This is a genomic window from Microlunatus sp. YIM B11417, from assembly GCF_059617205.1.
Map to the genome: position 1 here is coordinate 792,829 of NZ_JCAMPJ010000001.1, position 17,801 is coordinate 810,629.

At 70.7% G+C, this 17,801-nt stretch carries 19 protein-coding genes; 8 read left to right on the top strand and 11 right to left on the bottom strand.

Annotation, left to right across the window (positions count from 1 at the left end; translation table 11 throughout):
* Positions 1–12 precede the first annotated feature (12 nt).
* The 10 genes from AC6CCG_RS04075 to AC6CCG_RS04120 all read right to left on the bottom strand — a co-directional run bounded on the left by AC6CCG_RS04075 (position 13) and on the right by AC6CCG_RS04120 (position 11,234).
* Positions 13–720, bottom strand: coding sequence for a type 1 glutamine amidotransferase (locus AC6CCG_RS04075; protein WP_496653166.1), 708 nt, complete (start codon positions 718–720; stop codon positions 13–15).
* A complete protein-coding gene (locus AC6CCG_RS04080) occupies positions 717–3,392 on the bottom strand; it encodes a PEP/pyruvate-binding domain-containing protein (protein WP_496653167.1) in 2,676 nt (891 codons plus the stop codon). Before AC6CCG_RS04080 ends, AC6CCG_RS04075 begins: the two co-directional genes overlap by 4 nt.
* A gap of 194 nt (positions 3,393–3,586) precedes the next feature.
* Positions 3,587–4,585, bottom strand: coding sequence for a DUF2510 domain-containing protein (locus AC6CCG_RS04085; RefSeq protein WP_496653168.1), 999 nt, complete (start codon positions 4,583–4,585; stop codon positions 3,587–3,589).
* A 77-nt stretch (positions 4,586–4,662) separates the two neighbouring features.
* Complete coding sequence (locus tag AC6CCG_RS04090) at positions 4,663–5,676, bottom strand: sulfate/molybdate ABC transporter ATP-binding protein (protein WP_496653169.1); 1,014 nt, start codon at positions 5,674–5,676, stop codon at positions 4,663–4,665.
* Between the two features lie 12 nt (positions 5,677–5,688).
* Positions 5,689–6,579, bottom strand: coding sequence for a sulfate ABC transporter permease (locus AC6CCG_RS04095; RefSeq protein ID WP_496653170.1), 891 nt, complete (start codon positions 6,577–6,579; stop codon positions 5,689–5,691).
* Positions 6,572–7,387, bottom strand: a complete 816-nt coding sequence (gene cysT / locus AC6CCG_RS04100; RefSeq protein WP_496653171.1) for a sulfate ABC transporter permease subunit CysT — start codon at positions 7,385–7,387, stop codon at positions 6,572–6,574. Before cysT ends, AC6CCG_RS04095 begins: the two co-directional genes overlap by 8 nt.
* Complete coding sequence (locus AC6CCG_RS04105; protein WP_496653172.1) at positions 7,384–8,454, bottom strand: sulfate ABC transporter substrate-binding protein; 1,071 nt, start codon at positions 8,452–8,454, stop codon at positions 7,384–7,386. Before AC6CCG_RS04105 ends, cysT begins: the two co-directional genes overlap by 4 nt.
* Positions 8,455–8,601: 147 nt before the next feature.
* Positions 8,602–9,498, bottom strand: a complete 897-nt coding sequence (locus AC6CCG_RS04110; protein WP_496653173.1) for a DUF2510 domain-containing protein — start codon at positions 9,496–9,498, stop codon at positions 8,602–8,604.
* 6 nt (positions 9,499–9,504) lie between these two features.
* Positions 9,505–9,801 (bottom strand): thiamine-binding protein, encoded by a 297-nt coding sequence (locus AC6CCG_RS04115; protein ID WP_377489904.1) that lies wholly within the window; start codon positions 9,799–9,801, stop codon positions 9,505–9,507.
* An 11-nt stretch (positions 9,802–9,812) separates the two neighbouring features.
* Entirely contained in the window at positions 9,813–11,234 is a 1,422-nt protein-coding gene (locus tag AC6CCG_RS04120; RefSeq protein WP_496653174.1) for an MFS transporter, read from the bottom strand.
* 106 nt (positions 11,235–11,340) lie between these two features.
* Here AC6CCG_RS04120 and AC6CCG_RS04125 point away from each other — a divergent pair, with 106 nt between their 5' ends.
* Positions 11,341–11,778: a MarR family winged helix-turn-helix transcriptional regulator gene (locus AC6CCG_RS04125; protein ID WP_496653175.1), complete on the top strand. Its 438-nt coding sequence runs from the start codon at positions 11,341–11,343 to the stop codon at positions 11,776–11,778.
* An 82-nt stretch (positions 11,779–11,860) separates the two neighbouring features.
* Here the strand turns inward: AC6CCG_RS04125 and AC6CCG_RS04130 are convergent, their stop codons facing one another.
* On the bottom strand, positions 11,861–12,793 hold the full coding sequence (locus AC6CCG_RS04130; RefSeq protein WP_496653176.1) for a M23 family metallopeptidase: 933 nt from the start codon (positions 12,791–12,793) through the stop codon (positions 11,861–11,863).
* Between the two features lie 462 nt (positions 12,794–13,255).
* Here AC6CCG_RS04130 and icmB point away from each other — a divergent pair, with 462 nt between their 5' ends.
* The 7 genes from icmB to AC6CCG_RS04165 all read left to right on the top strand — a co-directional run bounded on the left by icmB (position 13,256) and on the right by AC6CCG_RS04165 (position 17,647).
* Entirely contained in the window at positions 13,256–13,684 is a 429-nt protein-coding gene (icmB, locus tag AC6CCG_RS04135; RefSeq protein ID WP_496653178.1) for a coenzyme B12-dependent isobutyryl CoA mutase small subunit, read from the top strand.
* Positions 13,685–13,780: 96 nt separating this feature from the next.
* Positions 13,781–14,959, top strand: a complete 1,179-nt coding sequence (gene sucC, locus AC6CCG_RS04140; RefSeq protein ID WP_496653179.1) for an ADP-forming succinate--CoA ligase subunit beta — start codon at positions 13,781–13,783, stop codon at positions 14,957–14,959.
* 14 nt (positions 14,960–14,973) lie between these two features.
* On the top strand, positions 14,974–15,864 hold the full coding sequence (gene sucD / locus AC6CCG_RS04145) for a succinate--CoA ligase subunit alpha (RefSeq protein ID WP_496653180.1): 891 nt from the start codon (positions 14,974–14,976) through the stop codon (positions 15,862–15,864).
* A gap of 86 nt (positions 15,865–15,950) precedes the next feature.
* Positions 15,951–16,496 carry an NUDIX domain-containing protein gene (locus AC6CCG_RS04150; protein ID WP_496653181.1) on the top strand — a complete coding sequence of 182 codons (546 nt, stop codon included), beginning with the start codon at positions 15,951–15,953 and terminating at the stop codon, positions 16,494–16,496.
* Between the two features lie 229 nt (positions 16,497–16,725).
* Positions 16,726–17,277, top strand: a complete 552-nt coding sequence (locus AC6CCG_RS04155; RefSeq protein ID WP_496653182.1) for a helix-turn-helix transcriptional regulator — start codon at positions 16,726–16,728, stop codon at positions 17,275–17,277.
* The gene (locus AC6CCG_RS04160) at positions 17,274–17,408 is read left to right on the top strand and encodes a hypothetical protein (RefSeq protein ID WP_496653183.1); all 135 of its coding nucleotides are present in this window, start codon (positions 17,274–17,276) and stop codon (positions 17,406–17,408) included. The genes AC6CCG_RS04155 and AC6CCG_RS04160 overlap by 4 nt, the downstream gene beginning before the upstream one ends.
* Entirely contained in the window at positions 17,405–17,647 is a 243-nt protein-coding gene (locus AC6CCG_RS04165; RefSeq protein WP_496653184.1) for a hypothetical protein, read from the top strand. The genes AC6CCG_RS04160 and AC6CCG_RS04165 overlap by 4 nt, the downstream gene beginning before the upstream one ends.
* The last annotated feature ends 154 nt before the right edge of the window (positions 17,648–17,801 follow it).

A 17,801-nucleotide genomic window follows, 5' to 3' on the forward strand; every position in this document is an offset into this window, starting at 1 on the left:
GGAACGGCTGGGTCAGCGGGCGGTGATCGCCTCGGCGAACGCGGTGAACATCCGCACTCCCGCCGCGTCGATCGGCGCGGCGACGGCGTCGTAGTCGGCCAGCAGCCGCTGCCGGCCGTCCGGCCCGAGATCGGCGGCCATCTCGGGCACCTCGAGCCAGTCCGCCAGCAGGGCCCGGTCGGCCTCCAGGTGGAACTGGGTCGCGAAGACCGCGTCGCCGATCCGGTACGCCTGGTTCGGTGTGCCGGGGGAGCGGGCCAGCACGGTCGCGCCCGGCGGCGGGTCGACGATGTCGCCGTGCCAGTGCACCACGGGCTGGACCGTGCCCGGCACGCCGAGCGGCCCGTCCGCGATCACCTCGACGGTGCCGATTCCGGCCTCCCGGTCGGCGCCGGGATGGAGCGCCGCGCCGAGCGCGGTCGCGATCAGCTGATGACCGAGGCAGACCCCGAACAGCGGCACGCCGGCCTCCGCGCACTCACGGACCAACTGGGCCTCGACCGCCAGCCCGGGATGCGTCTCGACGTCCAGCGCACCCATCGGCCCGCCGAGCAGCACCAGCCCGGCCAGCCGGTCGACCGCCGGAGCCTCGGAACGGGCCCTCACCCCGGTCAAGCACGTCGTGGTCCAGCCGAGACCGTGGTCGGACAGCACCTCGCCGAGCCGGGCCGGGCGCTCCCAGGGAACGTGCTGGACCACCAGCACTGAACGGTCGGTCACCGACGGGAGGCCTTGCGGCGGCGCAGCCGGCGGAACACCAGGGCACCGACGCCGACCGCGGCGGCCACGCCGGCGATCACCGGCACCAGGGAGCGGCGCCGTTCGGCGACAGCCGGGGTGGCCGAGTCGGCCTGCTCGATCAGGGTCACCTGCCCGGCGTCGCCGTCGACGGTGATCCGTTCGCCGCTGCGGATCCGGCGGGTCGCCGAGCCGGTGCCGAGGACCGCCGGGATGCCGTACTCGCGGGCGACGATGGAACTGTGGCTGAGCGGCCCGCCGATGTCGGTCACCACCGCCGAGGCCTTGGCGAACAAGGACGTCCAGGCCGGCGTCGTGATGCTGGCGACGAGCACGTCACCCGGTTCCAGCCGGCCGAAGTCGGCCGGCCCGCCGAGCACCCGGGCCGTGGCCGTCACCGAGCCGGCGCTGGCTCCGATGCCGCGCAGCACCGGGCCGGTCTCGTTGCCGGACACCGCCGGCATCCAGCGGGCGAACAGCTTGGCCCAGCCGTTGTCGGGCAGCATCTGCGGCGGTGTGGCCAGCCGCTGCCCGCGCCAGACCGCCTTCCGCTTCGCGATCTCGTCGGTACGCGAGCCGAGCACGCCGCCGGACAGCCAGTCCTTCAGCTCGGCATCGCGCAGCCAGTAGACCTGGTCCGCCTCGTCGATCACTCCGTCGCGGACCAGCCGCCGGCCCAGCTCGCCGAGCAGCTGGCGCAGCCGCGGCCAGGCCAGCCCGACATCGGCCAGCGCGTCCTCGCGGATCGGGGCGAACCGTTGCGCCTGACCCACCAGTCGGGTGAACACCGAACGGCGGACCGGGTCGAGCCGGTCCGAGATCTCGCGGACCAGGCGGTCCCGCCGGGCGGCCGCCTCGGCCTGCCGCCGGTGCGGGTCGGTGCCCTGACCGGTGAGGAAGAACCGCAGCGTGTCCAGCACCGGGTCCGGGTCGTCGGCCGGCACCGGTTGCGAGAAGTCGAGGTTGTACGTGGTGTGGCCGAACCGGGCCAGATGATCATGGAATCGGGTCCGGAACTCGTCGGCGTCGGCGGGCTCGTGGGTGGCTTGATCGTTGAGCAGCCACTCCTTGAGCTCCGGCCGCTCGGCGGCCCAGGCGGCGAGATCGTACAGCGACTTCTCGGCCAGGATCGGCAGCGAGTCGTAGCCGAGCAGCAGGGTCGAGGCGGGCGGGTCGCCGGCGCGCCGGACCGCCCGGTCGTAGAACGAGGTCAGCGCGGTCTCGCTGCTGGCCGCCGGCGGGATGATCGTCTGCACGACCGTGTAGTAGGTGGCGCCGGCCTCGAGCAGCTCCGCGACGCCGTCGTAGAGGTCGGCCGACGACAGCCGGGTCAGGTCGCGCGCGTTCCAGTCGGCCACCAGCCGCTGGTAGGCCGGGTGGGCGTCGTCGCGCCAGCGCTCGACGAAGCCGGCCCGGCCGGTGATCGCCTTCATCGCCGACGGCAGGGCGGTCATCACCCGGCCGAACGCCGAGATCTCGTACGCGTAGTAGGCGTAGCCGTTGATCATGGGGAAGGTCATCGCGCCCGGCGGCAGCGCGTCCTTGCCGAGCAGCTCGGCGAAGATCCCGGTCAGCGAACGCGAGACGGCGCCGTTGATCAGATCCCCGAACAGCGGCGTCAGCGGATCCGGCAACTGCTCGACGATGCTGGCCCGGAAGTACCAGCTGTTGGCCCGCGGCACGTCCCAGCGGGTCGGCACGTCGCCGGTCTCCTCCGGCAGGGCGGTGATCGGCCGCGCCTGCACGATGAAGAACTCGCCGTCCCTGCGGGCCCACTCGATGTCCTGCGGGGCGCCGTAGTGATCACTGACCCGGCGGCCGAGGCCGGCCAGTTCGGCGGCCGCCGCGTCGTCGAGGACGGCCAACCGACGGCGTGCCTCGGGCACGGGAAGCTCGGCGGTCCCGTGGTCGACGTAGCGGGTCTGCACCGCCTTGTCCGCCGTGTGCCGCTCGATCACCCGGCCGGTGCCGTCGACCACCAGGTCATCGGTGTTGACCGCGCCGCTGACGATCGCCTCGCCGAGGCCCCAGGCGGCCGCGATCACCGTCTGGTCCCGGCGGCCGTTGGTCGGGTTGGCCGTGAACATCACCCCGGACGCGTCGGACTCGATCATCTGCTGCACCACGACGGCGAGGCTGACCTGGTCCGGTGCGATGCCCTGCCGGGCCCGGTAGCCGATCGCCCGCGCGGTCCACAGCGACGCCCAGCAGCGGCGGACCGCGTCGAGCAGTTCGGCGTCACCACGGATGTTGAGGTACGTGTCCTGCTGACCCGCGAAGCTGGCGTCGGCCAGATCCTCGGCGGTCGCGGAGGACCGGACGGCGACCCGGACGTCGCCACCCAGTCCGTGGTACGCGGCGAGGATCTCGGTCGCCATCGGGTCGGGCACCGGCGACCGGGCGAACAGGGCGGCGATCGTCTCGGAGGCGGTCTGCAATCGAACCGGGTCGTCGGTGTCGGTGCCGGCCGCCTCGATGATCGCCGGGCCGATGCCGGTGTCCCGGACGAACGTCCGGTAGGCCTCGGTGATCACCACGAAGCCCGGTGGCACAGGGAATTCGGCGCCGGTCAGCTCGCCGAGGTTGGCGCCCTTGCCGCCGGCCGTTTCCAGGTCGGACCTGCCGATGTCCGCGAACTGCCGCACCAGATTCACGGATGGCACGTTACTCCCGGCCTGGGAGTGGTGTGTAGTGCCCCTAGCGCAGTGTCTGGCGACGCCCGGGCACGCACATCGCTGCGTTCTCCTCGGTCGCGTTGCGACCCGGCAGCCCTCCCTCGTCGGCCTGGCGCTGCACGCACCCGGGCGCCGCCAGACACCACGCTAGGGGCACTACACACCACTGGCGATCAATCGACCCGAAGGCCCTTGATCACCGTGTCCATCAGCGCGATCCGTTGGCTGTCACCGATCGGGACCAGCCCGACGAAACCGGACAGCCGGTCCCGGCGGCCGTCGTCGACGAAGATCACGGCGACCCGGTCGCCGTCGACCGAGATGTCGGTCCGGTCGACCCGGACCTCGGCCATGATCATCCAGGCCGGCCGCCCATCCACCGTGATCGCCTTGTTCTGCAGATCCTTCCGGCCGGAGAAGTGCTCGAAGCCGTCGCCGGTGATCATGCACTGCAGGGTGTGCTCGGCCGCCTGCTGCTGGTTGCCGAACAGCCCGGCCCGCTGCACCTCGCCCAGCGTGAACGACGAGGCCCAGCCCGGCTCGGTGACCTGGAACTGGGACGCGGTGTCGTAGAACCAGGAGAGCCGCGGCCTCGGCTGCGGAGCGGCATAGCCCGCGACCATCGCGTACGAGAGCCGGCCGCCGTGCACCCGCCGGTCGGCCGGCTTGGCCGGCCCACGGGTCGGATTCCCTTCCGGGCAGCGCAGCCGGTTCTCGGACGGGCTCGGGCTCGACGGCCGCCGGGAGGCCAGCGTGGTCGGCACCGGAGTGGGTCGCGGCGACGGCCCGGCCGTCGGGCTGCTGTCGTCCCAGGCCGAGGCGGCCGGTGGCTGCGGGCCGGTCAGGCCGAGGTCGGGGCCGCGCCAGATCAGGAACCCGCCCGCGGCGACGATGATCAACAGCAGCAGTGCACCGCCGATCACCAGGACGCGGCGGCCGCGCCGGTTCGGAGCCGCGGCCGCGCGGGCCGGCTGATAGCGGGGGTCGATCGCCCGGGTCGGCTCAGCGGTGCTGCCGACCGCGGCCGTTCCGGACGCCCGGCGCGGAACGCCTTCGGCCGGCGGAGCGGTGCGCGGGTCGGTGGTGGTCGTCGCGGACCAGGCCTGGCCGTCCCAGTAGCGGTAACGGCCGGACGTACCGTCCGGATCCGGGTACCAGCCCGCAGTCGACATCGATCCAGGCTACCGAACTCACCTGCCGGGCCGCGAGCGTCACCATGATCAACTGGACACCGCGGCACCGGCCAGGCTCAGGACGCGGTCACGGCAAGATCGAGCTCCGGCTCCGGTACCGCAGCGCCGTCCGCCGGCAGGCTCGGTGCTCCGGCCACGTGGCGCAGCCAGACCGCCGCCCCGCTCTCGACCCGGTGCGCGGACGCCTCGGCCCGGGTCAGGAACACCGTGACCGGATCGCCCGGGCCGGCCAGGTCGACCTCGAGCCGTACCTCGAAACCGACCCTGGTGTAGCGGCCGACCCGCCCCGGCACGCCGCCGTCCAGCGGCGCGGTCGAGATCTCCAGGTCGTGCGGCCGGACCAGCCGGCCGGCCAGCGTGGTGACCGGCCCGAGGAAGCTCATCACGAACGGGTTGGCCGGCCGGTCGTACAGCTCGTCCGGGGTGCCGACCTGCTCGACGGTGCCGTTGTTGATCACCACGATCTGGTCGGCGATCTCCAGCGCCTCCTCCTGATCATGGGTGACGAAGACCGTCGTCACATGCACCTCGTCGTGCAGCCGGCGCAGCCAGTCCCGGAGTTCCTTGCGGACCTTGGCGTCCAGGGCGCCGAACGGCTCGTCCAGCAGCAGCACGGCCGGCTCGATCGCCAGCGCGCGGGCCAGCGCCATCCGCTGCCGCTGACCGCCGGACAACTGGGCGGGAAGCCGGTCGGCGAACTGGGACAGGTGCACCAGCCGCAGCAGCTCGTCGACCCGGGCCGCGATCTCCGCCTTCGGCCGGCGCCTGATCTTGAGCCCGAAGCCGACGTTGCCGGCGACCGTCAGGTGCCGGAACGCCGCGTAGTGCTGGAAGACGAAGCCGACGTTGCGGCGCTGCGCCGGCAGCCGGGTGGCGTCCTGGCCGTCGATCTCCACCGTGCCGGAGTCCGCCTCCTCCAGGCCGGCGATGATCCGGAGCAGGGTGGACTTGCCGCCGCCGCTCGGGCCGAGCAGGGCGGTCAGGCCGCCGCTCGGGATGTCGACCGAGACGTCGTTCAGCGCCACGAAATCGCCGAAGCGCCGGCTGATCCGGCTGGCTCGGATGCTCATGATCGTTTCCCCTTAACGTGATCCGGGCTTGGCGCCGTGGTTCGGGCGGAGCAGTGCGACGATGATCAACGCGACCACCGCGGTGAGGGCCAGCACGAAGGCGGCCGTGTAGGCGGTCGTGGTGTTCGCCACGCCGAACTGCTGGTAGCGCTCCTCGACCAGCAGTGTCGCGGTCTGGGTGCGCAGTGCGACCCCGCCGGAAACGATCTTGACCGCACCGAACTCGCCCAGCGACCGGGCCAGGCTGAGCACGATCCCGTACAGCAGGGCCCAGCGGATGGCCGGCAGCGTGATCCGGGCGAACGTCTGCAGCGGCGAGGCGCCCAGGCTGCGGGCGGCCTGCTCGGAGTCGGTGCCGAGCTCGGTCAGCACCGGGACGATCTCGCGGACCACCAAGGGCAGGCTGATGAACGTGGTGGCCAGGATGATGCCGAGCGGCGCGTAGATCACCTGGATCCCGACGTTCTCCAGCAACGGCCCGAACCAGCCGGTCCGGCCGCCGTACGCCAGCAGCAGGGCGAGCCCGACCACGACCGGCGACACCGACAGCGGCAGGTCGATCAGGGCGGACAGCAGGCGCCGGCCGGGGAACCGGGTCCGGACCAGCAGCAACGAGATGCCGACCCCGAACACGGTGTTGATCAAGACCGCCCAGAACGAGACCGAGACGCTGAGCTGGAAGGCGAAGATCACCTCGGGCTGGGACAACGCGTCCAGCACCGGGCCGACACCGCGGGCGAACGTCGCCTGCGCCACCAGGGCGGTCGGCCAGATGATCAACAGGAACAGGTAGCCGATCACGATCAGGCGCAGCGCCCAGCGGACCGGCCCGCCGGAACTCCTTCGCGGCGGGCGCTCCGTCGGCGCGGCCGGGACCTTCTCGCGGGTCAGGGTGTCAGTCACGGCGGGCCACCCGGCGGGAGATCACGTCGAGCGCGATGATCACGGCGAGCGCGATCACCAGCAGCAGCGACGCCACGGCGGCGGCGCTGGTGAGCTGATCACCTTCGACGTAGGAGAGGATCCGGACCGAGGCGACCTCGGTGTCGTACGGGAGGTTGCCGGACAGCAGCACCAGCGACCCGTACTCGCTGATCCCGCGGGCGAACGACAGTGCCGCACCGGAGGCGATCGCCGGAGCCAGCGCCGGCAGCACGATCAGCCGGAAGGTGGTGAACCGGCCGGCCCCGAGCGACGCCGCGGCCTCCTCGACCTCCGGCTCCAACTCCAGCAGCACGGGCTGCACGGTCCGGACCACGAACGGCACCGTGACGAAGAGCAGCGCGAGGAACACCGCGATCCGGGTGTTCGCCCAGTTCACGCCGAGCGGGCTGCCCGGCCCGTACAGGGTGAGCAGCACCAGCCCGGCCACGATCGTCGGCAGCGCGAACGGGATGTCGATCACGACCTCGAGGATCCGCTTGCCCCAGAACCGGTCCCGGACCAGCACCCAGGCGATCATGGTGCCGATCACGACGTTGACCGCGGTCACCGCGGCCGCCTCGCCGACGGTGAGGGCCAGCGCGGAGAACGTCTGCGGACTGCCCAGCGCCGCCCAGTAGCCGGCCCAGCCGCCGCTCGAGGCCTGGACCAGGATGGCCAGCAGCGGGATCAGCACCAGCAGGCTGAACCAGAGCAGGGCGACCCCGAGGCCGAGGCCGGAACCGCGGGTCAGCGTGCTGACCCGCTGCGTCGCGACCGTGGTGCTCATTGCTTGTCGGTCTCGGCCTGGATGCGCGGCACCAGGCCCGTCTTGTCGGCGAAGAACTTCTCGTTCACGCTCTTCCAGCCACCCAGGTCGTCGTTGATCGTGAACAGCCGCTTCGGCAGCGGGAACGGGTTCGCCGGGTCGTTCGCGCCGGCCACCTCACCGACCGTCACCCCCTCGACGACCGGCCGGAAACCCTTGCCGGCAAAGGCCTGCTGGCCGTTCGGGCTGAGCACGAAGTCCAGGTACGCCTTCGCCTTCGGGTCGGCGTCCTTGAGCACGGCTCCCGGGTTCTCGATCTTGAGCGTGTCGTCCGGCACCAGGTAGTCGAAGGTCTCGCCGGACTGCCGGGCCAGGATCGCCTCGTTCTCGTACGAGATCAGGACGTCGGCCGTGCCCTGCAGGAAGGCGGTCGTGGCGTCGCGGCCGCTGCCCGGCAGGGCCACCACGTTGCCGAAGAACTTGCGCAGGTACTCCTCCGCCTCGGCCTCGGTGCCGCCGGCCGAGATCACCTGCTGGTAGGCGGCCAGGATGTTCCAGCGCGCGGAGCCGGACGAGGCCGGGTTCGGCGTCACGATCCGTACCCCGGGCTTGATCAGGTCGTCCCAGCCGGTGATCTTCTTCGGATTGCCCTGGGCGACCACGATCACGACCACCGAGTCGGACACGATGCCCTTCGTCGGCCCGTCCTTCCAGGTCGGGTCGACCAGCCCGGCGTCGACCAGCCGGGTCACGTCGCCCTCGAGCGAGAAGTTCACGTAGTCGGCCTTCAGCCCGTTGACGACCGCGCGGCTCTGGTCGCCGGACGCGCCGTAGGACTGTTCCCAAGTGATGCCCGCGCCCTCGGGCGTCTTCGCCCAGGCCTCCTGGGCCGCCTTGTTCGCCTCGGCCGGTACGGCGAACCCGACCAGGTGCAGCGTCGTCCCGCCCGTGCCGGAACCGACCGCGCCACCGACGCAGCCGGTCAGCGCGAGCAGGCCGGCGACGACGCCGGCGAGCAGGACCACGGCACCGCGTCGTACGCGCCGCCCCCGAATGATTCCGACTCGGTCGGTATTGTCTGTCGACATAGCGGGGAATATAGGCATACTCGGGACCGGTCGGGACGACTGTCCGGTCGCCGAGACGGCTGCTCAGTGCGCACTGAGCCTGTCGAAGTGCCGAGCCTGCCCTTCGACAAGCTCAGGGAACGTTGGCCAGCTCAGTGATCGGGGGCCCTAGTCGACCCGCAGGCCCGCCTTGGTGGCGTCCAGAATCGAGAGCAGGCGCCGGTCCCCGATGGTCCCGGCGCCGAGATACATGCCGAGGCCGTCCGGGTCCCCGGTGTCGACGACGATCACGTCGACGGTGTCGCCGCCGGCCTCCACGTTCGGGTCCTTGATCCGGATGTCGGTGCGGATCCACCAGGCCTGGCGGCCGTCGATCTTCACGGCCGCGGACTTCTGCTCGTCCGCGCCGGTGAAGTGGGCGTAGAAGCTGGAACTCGCGACGCACTGGACGATGCTCTCGGCCGCCTGCCGGGGCTCGACGAACCCGTCGGAACGACGGAGCTCGCCCACCGCGACCAGCGAGAACCAGCCGGGCTCCTGGTTCTGGCTCTGCGACCCGACGTCGTGGGCCCAGCTGATCCCGCTGCCGTGCAGATCGTCCTCCCAGTCGGAGAGTCGGGGGAAGGACAATCCGCCGCCGTGGACCCGGTCGTCGGTCGGATGCTGCCGGCGGGCTCGCGGGTCGCCGAAGGGGCACTCGGTCAACGGACGTACGGTCGACGAACCGGACGGGCTGGGGGTCGGCGATGGTGACGGACTGGGGGAGGGAGCCGCGGTCGGGCTGCTGTCGTCCCAGCCGGTCACCGTCTCCGTGGGTACGGGAGCGTCGGTGATCCGGACCGGCCGGTCACCCAGCTGTCCCAGGACGAAGGCGACGATCAGGCCGATCACCAGGACCAGCGCGACGGCGCCGATGATCAAGGGAGCCGTGCGGCGCCGGTTCGGCCCGGCCGGCGGCTGACCGCTCGGGCGGTCGGTGGTCTGCGCGGACCAGGCGTGGCCGTCCCAGTAACGGAAGCGGCCAGGCGCACCGGAGGGATCCGGGTACCAGCCGGGCGTCGACACCGCGGGTCAGTCCAGCAGGTCTTCGACGCGTTGCACCTTCGCGGTCAGCTGGCCGGTGTGGCCGGGCCGGATGTCGGCCTTGATCACCAGGCTGACCCGGTCGGCGTGGGCGAGGACGGCGTCGGTGGCCTGCTTGATCACGGCCATCACCTCGTCCCACTCGCCCTCGACGTTGGTGAACATCGCGTTCGTCTCCGAGGGCAGGCCCGAGGCGCGGACGATCCGTACCGCATCGGCGACGGCGGCGGCTACCGAGCCGTCCGGGTCGGCAGTGGCAGGGGCGATGCTGAAGGCGACGAGCATGCCGCCATTCTTCACCACTGGCCTTTGTGCTCGGGAACCCGGAACACCAGCGGCAGGGTCAGCACGATGATCCCGGCGAAGATCAGGAACACCACCGAGAGGGTGGCGCCGGGGTCGTCGCTGCGGGCCATCACCGCGGTCGCGATCGAGATCGCGATGATCGAACCGGACTGCCGGAACATGCCGCGCAGGCCCGCCACGCCCGCGGCCTCGTCGGGCGCGAGCTGCAGCACGGCGTTGTTGCCGGCCGGAACGGACAGGCCCATGCCGAGACCGGTGACGCCGGCCGCGATGGCCAGCCAGAGCACCTGGGACACCCCCGGCGGCGGGAAGCAGATCGCGACCATGCCCGCCGCCAGCACCGAGAACCCGACGATCATGGGCAGCCGGTAGCCGGTCCGCCGCAGCGTCATCACGGCCACCCCGGCGATGCAGATCATGCCGATCGCCCGAGCGGTCATCAGGGTGCCCGACTCGAGGATCGGGATCCCGAACCGGGCCTGGGCGAACAGCGGGACCAGCGCGCCGAAGCCGATCGCCGCGGCGCCCTGCAGGAAGTTGATCACGTTCATCACGCCGAACCCGCGGCCGCGGAGCAGTCGCATCGGGATGAACGGGGCGGTGCCGCGGGAGGCGTTCCGGAGGAACAGCACCAGGGCGACGACGGCGATCGCCTCGGGCACGATGAACTGCGGGCTGAGCGGGGTGCCGTCCTTGCTGCCCAACGAGGTGACTCCGAGCATCACGCCGAGGATCAGGACGCCGAGCAGCACGATGCCGTAGACGTCCAGGCGCCGGCTCGCCGGCTGCCGGCTCTCCGGGATCACCAGCAGTGCGAGCACCAGCAGCAGGATGCCGACCGGTACGTTGACGATGAAGATCGCCCGCCAGTCCCAGTACGTCAGCAGGATGCCGCCGATGATCGGGCCGACGATGCCGCCGATCGGGAACACGCTGGTGAACATGCCGACCGCCCGGTCCCGGTTCGGCCCGAAGTTGTCGGCGACGATGCCGGTCGCCGCCGGCATGAAGGCGCCGCCGCCGATCGCCTGGATGGCGCGCAGGAGGACGAGCAGGTAGATGTTGTCGACCAGGCCGCAGAGCAGCGAGGCAGCCGTGAAGAGGGCCGCCGCGACGACGAAGACCCGCTTGCGTCCGTACTGATCACTCAGCTTGCCGGCCAGCGGCATCACCAGCACCGCGCCGAGCGAATAGATCGTCACGGTCCAGCCGGCCCACTCGAGCCCGGTGCCGAGATCGGCCTGGATCGAGGGCAGTGCGATCGCGACGACGGTGTGGTCGATCGACGACATGAACAGTGCCATCGAGACCACGGCGAAGATCAGCCAGCGTCGTGGGGAAGCCTCCGGCAGCTTGGTATCGTGCGCGTCCTCGACGATCGGGACCGATGAGCCGGGCGGAAGGCGTGACATCCGAGCGCAGACCCTCCTTCCGGGGATCGGGCCGTTCTCGGGCTGTGCTGTTCTCGTTGGGATATTACATTGCGTGCCGGCAAGCAAGTAACTGGAAGGCCAGGGGATGGACACGGACGATGTGGCTCGGCTGCGAGCGGTGATCGGCCGGCTGTCGCGCCAGCTCAACGCTTCGGCCACCCATGAGGGGCTGACGCCGAGCCAGGCGTCGGCCCTCGGCCTGATCGGCGGGCGCGGACCACTGAGCCTGGCCGAACTGGCCCGGCTGGAGAGCCTGAACCCCACGATGGTGTCGCGGATCGTCGGCCGGCTGGACGAACTCGGACTGATCCGGCGGAGGCAGAACCCCGACGACCTGCGGGCGGCGTGGGTCGAGATCACCACGGACGGCCGGGCGATGACGGACCGGATCCGGGACAGCCGGGGTCAGGTCGTCAAGGCCTGCCTTGATCAACTGGACGCCCCGGACCGGGAGGCGATCGCCGCCGCACTGCCGGCCCTGGAGCATCTGGTCGACGAGCTCAAGAAGCTCGCCGAGTCCTGAGCCGCCGCGCGGCCCTCAGCACGAGAAAGCCTCCGCCGGAAGATCCGGCGGAGGCTTCACGTACTGCTCTGATCAGGTGGCGTCAGTTGGTGTGGACGCCGAGCGAGTTCAGCCAGGGCTGCGGGTTCGACGCGCTGTACACGTCGCCGTAGCGGGCGCCCGGCTTGTAGAGCTCGAAGTGCAGGTGCGCACCGAACGCACGGCCGGTGGAGCCGACGTGGCCGATCACCTGGCCGGCCTCGACCCGCTGGCCGGGGCTCACCGAGTTGCTCGACATGTGCGCGTACAGCGTGGTGTTGCCGTCCGGGTGCTTGACCGCGACGTAGTTGCCCGCCCAGCTGCCGGCGTTGCCGCCGTAACCGGCGTGCAGCACGGTGCCCGACTGGACCGACTTGATCGGGGTACCCGAGCCGGCCCGGAAGTCGAGGCCGGTGTGGTACCGCGCCCAGAGCCCGGTCTGGCCGAAGTAGGCGCCGATCACCGCTCCCGGCACCGGCGAGGCGGCGCCGCCACCGGACGACGGCGGCTCGGTGTCGTCACCGGAGTCGTCGTACGAACCGTCGTCGGAGTCGTCGTTCGAGCTGTCGTCGGAGAAGTCGTCCTGGTTACCTTCGGCGGCCCGGCGAGCAGCGGCCTCGCGACGCTCCTTGGCGATCCGCGCGGCGTTCTCGTAGCTCTCCTTCTCCGTCTCGCTCAGATCCTCGGAGCGCTGCTTGAGGTTCTCCTCGTGCGCTGCCTTGAGGGCGGCCTCGGCGTCGCGGGCCAGCGCCTCTTCGCGGTAGGCGGCGAGTTCCTTGGCCTGCAGTTCACGATCTTGGCTGCGGCTCGGGTCCTCGGCGGCGGAGTCGCGCCGGTCGCTCTGGTTCTGCGGCTGGGCCGCCTGTGACTGGGCCGCCTGCGGCCGGGTGATCGCGACCTGGCCGCCACCCTCGGCTGCGGAGGTGCTCAGCGCGACGGAGCCGGCGACCGCGAGGCCGAGGGCCGAGACCGTCAGCGCGGCGATGCCATGGGTCAACCAACCGCGTCGTTCTTGGGGCTCGATGGAAGAAAGCGCCCGGCGCGACTTGCGCCGGAGCGGTTCGGGAATCACCTACGGATCTCCTCGTCGTTCCACGTACGGCGAACGCCCCCGGTTGTCGCTTCCTCAACCGTCAACGTTCATCCCTTCACTCTGGGGTAGGTGACCCCGCATAGTCCCTGCCGCGTATCGCTCGGGTGAGCGACCACTGAAAGAAGATAACGGAAAGATAACTGGTCCACAAACCCCGGGCCATTTTTCCCGTTGCGTGTCGCGTTCCGGCGAGCGCCGAGCCTAGTGGTAGCCGGTGATGACCCGGGAAGTCCCCGTCTCGCAGGATGGGAAACCGAGTTCTGAGGTGCTTCGGCGGGCGCGGTTCGTCGTATCGGAAATGCGCATGGCGACCTTTCGAACAAATGTTCGTTAATTCAGTGGGGGTGGCGGTAGTAATCTGCCCGGGTGAATACCGTTTCGTCGGAATCGGCGGGTTCCGGCCGACTGCGCATCGTGGTCGCCAAACCGGGCCTGGACGGTCACGACCGGGGCGTCAAGGTGGTCGCCCGGGCCCTGCGCGACGCCGGTATGGAGGTCATCTACACGGGGCTGCACCAGAGCCCGGAACAGATCGTCCGGACCGCGATCGCCGAGGACGCCGACGGGATCGGGCTGTCCGTGTTGTCCGGCGCCCACCTGACGCTGTTCGCCCGGGTGGTCGAACTGCTCAAGGAGGCCGACGCCGGCGACATCGTCGTGTTCGGCGGCGGGATCATCCCGGATGCGGACCGCGAGCGGCTGGCCGAGCTGGGCGTCGCCGGGATCTTCACGCCGGGGGCGTCGATGGCCGAGATCGTCGACTGGGTCCGTGCCAACGTCGGCCGGGCCGGGTGACGGGGCCCCGATTGTGCTCACCGTACGGCTGAGACGTTAGGCTCCGATCGCACTGAAGCAAGCAATCAGACACAACGAAATCTGGATGGAGCCGTCGTGGATCTGTACGAGTACCAGGCGCGCGATCTCTTCGAGGCGCATGGGGTTCCCGTCCTGCGCGGGATCACTGCGACGACACCGGCGGAGGCCAAGGCCGCTGCGGAGCAGCTGGGCACGCCGGTGGTCGTGGTCAAGGCGCAGGTGAAGACCGGTGGCCGGGGCAAGGCGGGCGGGGTCAAGATCGCCAAGAGCCCGGACGAGGCCGCGGCCCGCGCCGAGGAGATCCTCGGGATGGACATCAAGGGCCACACGGTGCGGACGGTGATGATCGCCGAGGGCGCCGACATCGCCGAGGAGTACTACTTCTCTCTGCTGCTGGACCGGGCGAACCGCCAATACCTGGCGATGTGCTCGAAGGAAGGCGGCATGGACATCGAGCAGCTCGCCGTCGAGCGGCCGGACGCGCTGGCCCGGATCCCGGTCGACCCGAACGTCGGCATCGATCAGGCCAAGGCGGACGAGATCGTCGAGGCCGCGGGCTTCGCCGAGGCGGACCGGGCCGAGATCGCCCGGGTGCTGCAGATCCTCGGCACCGTGTACGGGGCGGAGGACACCACGCTGGTCGAGGTCAACCCGCTGGTGAAGACCGGCGACGGCAAGATCATCGCGCTGGACGGCAAGGTGACGCTGGACGACAACGCGTCCTTCCGGCACCCGGACCATGCGGCGCTGGCGGACAAGTCGGCCGAGGACCCGCTGGAGGCGGCGGCCAAGGCCAAGGACCTCAACTACGTGAAGCTGGACGGCGCGGTCGGCATCATCGGCAACGGCGCCGGGCTCGTGATGAGCACCCTCGACGTCGTCGCGTACGCGGGCGAGGAGTTCACCGCCAAGCCGAAGCCGGCCAACTTCCTCGACATCGGCGGCGGTGCGAACGCCGAGGTGATGGCGTCCGGGCTGGAGATCATCCTCGGTGATCAGCAGGTGAAGAGCGTCTTCGTGAACGTCTTCGGCGGGATCACCGCCTGTGACGAGGTGGCCAACGGCATCGTGCAGGCGTTCCAGCTGCTCGAGTCGCGTGGCGAGGCGGTGACCAAGCCGCTGGTGGTCCGGTTGGACGGCAACAACGCCGAGCTGGGCCGGTCGATCCTGACCGAGGCGAAGCTGCCCGGCCTGGAACAGGTGGACACGATGGACGGTGCGGCCCGCCGCGCCGCCGAGCTGGCAGCGAGCTGAGGGAGCGTCGAGTCATGGCAGTTTGGTTGAACGCGGATTCGAAGGTCATCGTCCAGGGCATGACCGGCTCCGAAGGCCGCAAGCACACCGCCCGGATGATCAAGTCCGGTACGAAGATCGTCGGCGGCGTCACGCCGGGCAAGGGCGGCCAGTCGGTCGACTTCGACGGCACCGAGGTGCCGGTCTACGGCTCGGTCGGCGAGGCCGTCGCCGCCACCGGTGCGAACGTCAGCGTGATCTTCGTCCCCGCGAAGTTCACCAAGGGCGCGGTCGTCGAGGCGATCGAGGCCGAGGTGCCGCTGGTCGTCGTGATCACCGAAGGCGTACCGGTCAAGGACACGGCCGAGTTCTTCACCCTGGCCAAGGGTTCCAAGACCCGGCTGATCGGCCCGAACTGCCCCGGGTTGATCACGCCCGGGGTCTCCAATGCCGGCATCATCCCGGCCGACATCACCAAGTCCGGCCGGATCGGGCTGGTCTCGAAGTCGGGCACGCTGACGTACCAGATGATGTACGAGTTGCGTGACTTCGGCTTCTCCACCGCGATCGGGATCGGTGGCGACCCGGTGATCGGCAGCACCCACATCGACGCCCTGCAAGCGTTCCAGGACGATCCGGACACCGACGCCGTGGTGATGATCGGCGAGATCGGCGGCGACGCCGAGGAGCGGGCGGCCGAGTTCATCAAGACGAACGTGACCAAGCCGGTCGTCGGTTACGTGGCCGGGTTCACCGCGCCGGAGGGCAAGACGATGGGCCACGCCGGCGCGATCGTCTCCGGCTCGTCGGGCACCGCCGCGGCCAAGAAAGAGGCCCTCGAGGCCGCCGGGGTCAAGGTCGGCAAGACGCCGAGCGAGACCGCCCAGCTGATGCGGGAGATCATGACCGGCCTCGCCGGCTCCTGATCGACTTCGACGGCGCCCCGCCCTCCTGATTGTGGAGCGCGGGGCGCAGTCATGTCCGGATCCGTGACGGAGAAGGGAATGTGCAGGTGAGCTGGCAGCGACGGTCCAGCCGGGAGATCTATCGCAACGCCTGGATCAGCGTCCGCGAGGACGACGTGGTCCGGCCGGACGGGGTGCCCGGGACGTACGGGGTGGTCACGGTGAACCGCCCGGCGGTCTTCGTCGTCCCGGTCACCGGCGGCGGCGAGGTGATCATGATCAGGCAGCGCCGCTACACCACGGGCGCCGAGTCGCTCGAGGTGCCGGGCGGCGGGATGGACGACGACGAGCCGCTGGTGGCCGCGGCCCGGGAGTTGCGCGAGGAGACCGGGTACGCGGCCGGGACCTGGCGCGACCTGGGCCCGGTGTACAGCCTGAACGGTGTCGCCGACGCACCCGGCCGGGTCTTCCTGGCCACCGACCTGACGAGGGTCGGTGGCGACGAGCGCGAGGCCGAGGGTATCTCCGACGTGATCGCGGTCGGGCTCGCCGATCTGGTCGCGAGGATCGGCCGCCGGGAGATCACCGACAACGAATCGCTGGCCGCCCTGCTGCTCGCCCTGGTCGCACTGGATCGGGTGCGCAGCTCCTGACCCCGTCGTCCGAACGCGCCCGGATCCACCCGCCGCTGCTGGTCGGCCGCAGTGACCGAAATCCAGCGCACTTTCGCCGATTCTCGCTCGCCGAGGTCGATCTCGGCGAAGTGCGCTCGATTCCGGCCAGGCGCTCGCGGTCCGCTACCTGATCTACGCGGCCACCCGGAGCGAGCCCGGCCCGGACGCACTGCGCTCCTGGGCGTTGGCGATGCTGGGTTTCGTCGGTGTGACCGTCGTGGTCCTGGTCGTAGTGCAGGTCCTGTTCCACGTCGTGCTCGCGGCCCGGCTGTCCGTCACCGACGGGGACGCCGCCGAGCGGGTGATGACCTCGTCGCTGCTGCCGGACGAGATGGACCGCACGATCCGCCTGCGGTCCGGCCAGCTGGGCTACCTGATCGTCGGGCTCGGCTTCGTCGCTGCGCTGGCGGCCGGGGCGCTGGGAGCCTCGGCCGTCGCCGTCCTGCACATCGTCCTCGGCGCGTTCCTGGTCGGTTCGCTGGCCGGCGGCGCGGTCACGGTCTACCGCCTCGAACGGGCCATGGCTGAGAAGTTGATCATCACCATCAACATCCGCCGGCTCCGGTTCTTCGCCGGCGAGATGACCCAGCTGGAACTCGCCGAACGAGTCGGCGCCTCGCGCCAGACGATCATGAACGTCGAGGCCGGCAAGTACGGGCCGTCGCTCGAGCTCGCCTTCCGGATCGCCGACGCGTTCGGGGTGCAGATCGGCGAGGTCTTCGAGCGTCAGTCGGCAGAACACAACGACGAGGACCAATGACGGGGGACAACCTCAAGGCCCGGTTCGCCGGGGCCATGTTCGTGACGGCCAGCCTGGCCGGCGGCACGCTGATCCAGACGGTGCTGGGCCGGCCCGACGCCGCTGATCAGCTTCGGCCGGACCGCTGGTGATCATCGGCGCGATGCTCGAGTTGATCAACGCGCTGGCGGTGATCGGGATCGCCGCGGCGCTGTTCACCGCGGTCCGGGACGGCCTGGTCGGGACCGGCGTGCCGGTGCTGTTCGGGGCGGTGCTGCTGTACCTGATGTTGCACCGGTCCGGCCTGGTCCCGCGCGCGCTCCGGCCGCTGCTGGTGCTGCCGATCATCACGCGCCCGGATCCACCCGCCGCTGCTGGTCGGCCGCAGTGACCGAAATCCAGCGCACTTTCGCCGATTCTCGCTCGCCGAGGTTGATCTCGGCGAAGTGCGCTCGATTCCGGTCAGGCTCTCGTCGGGATCGGGTTCGCCGCGGCGCTCGCGGCCCGGCCCGACCCGGGATCATGACCGGCGTACTCGCGGCTAC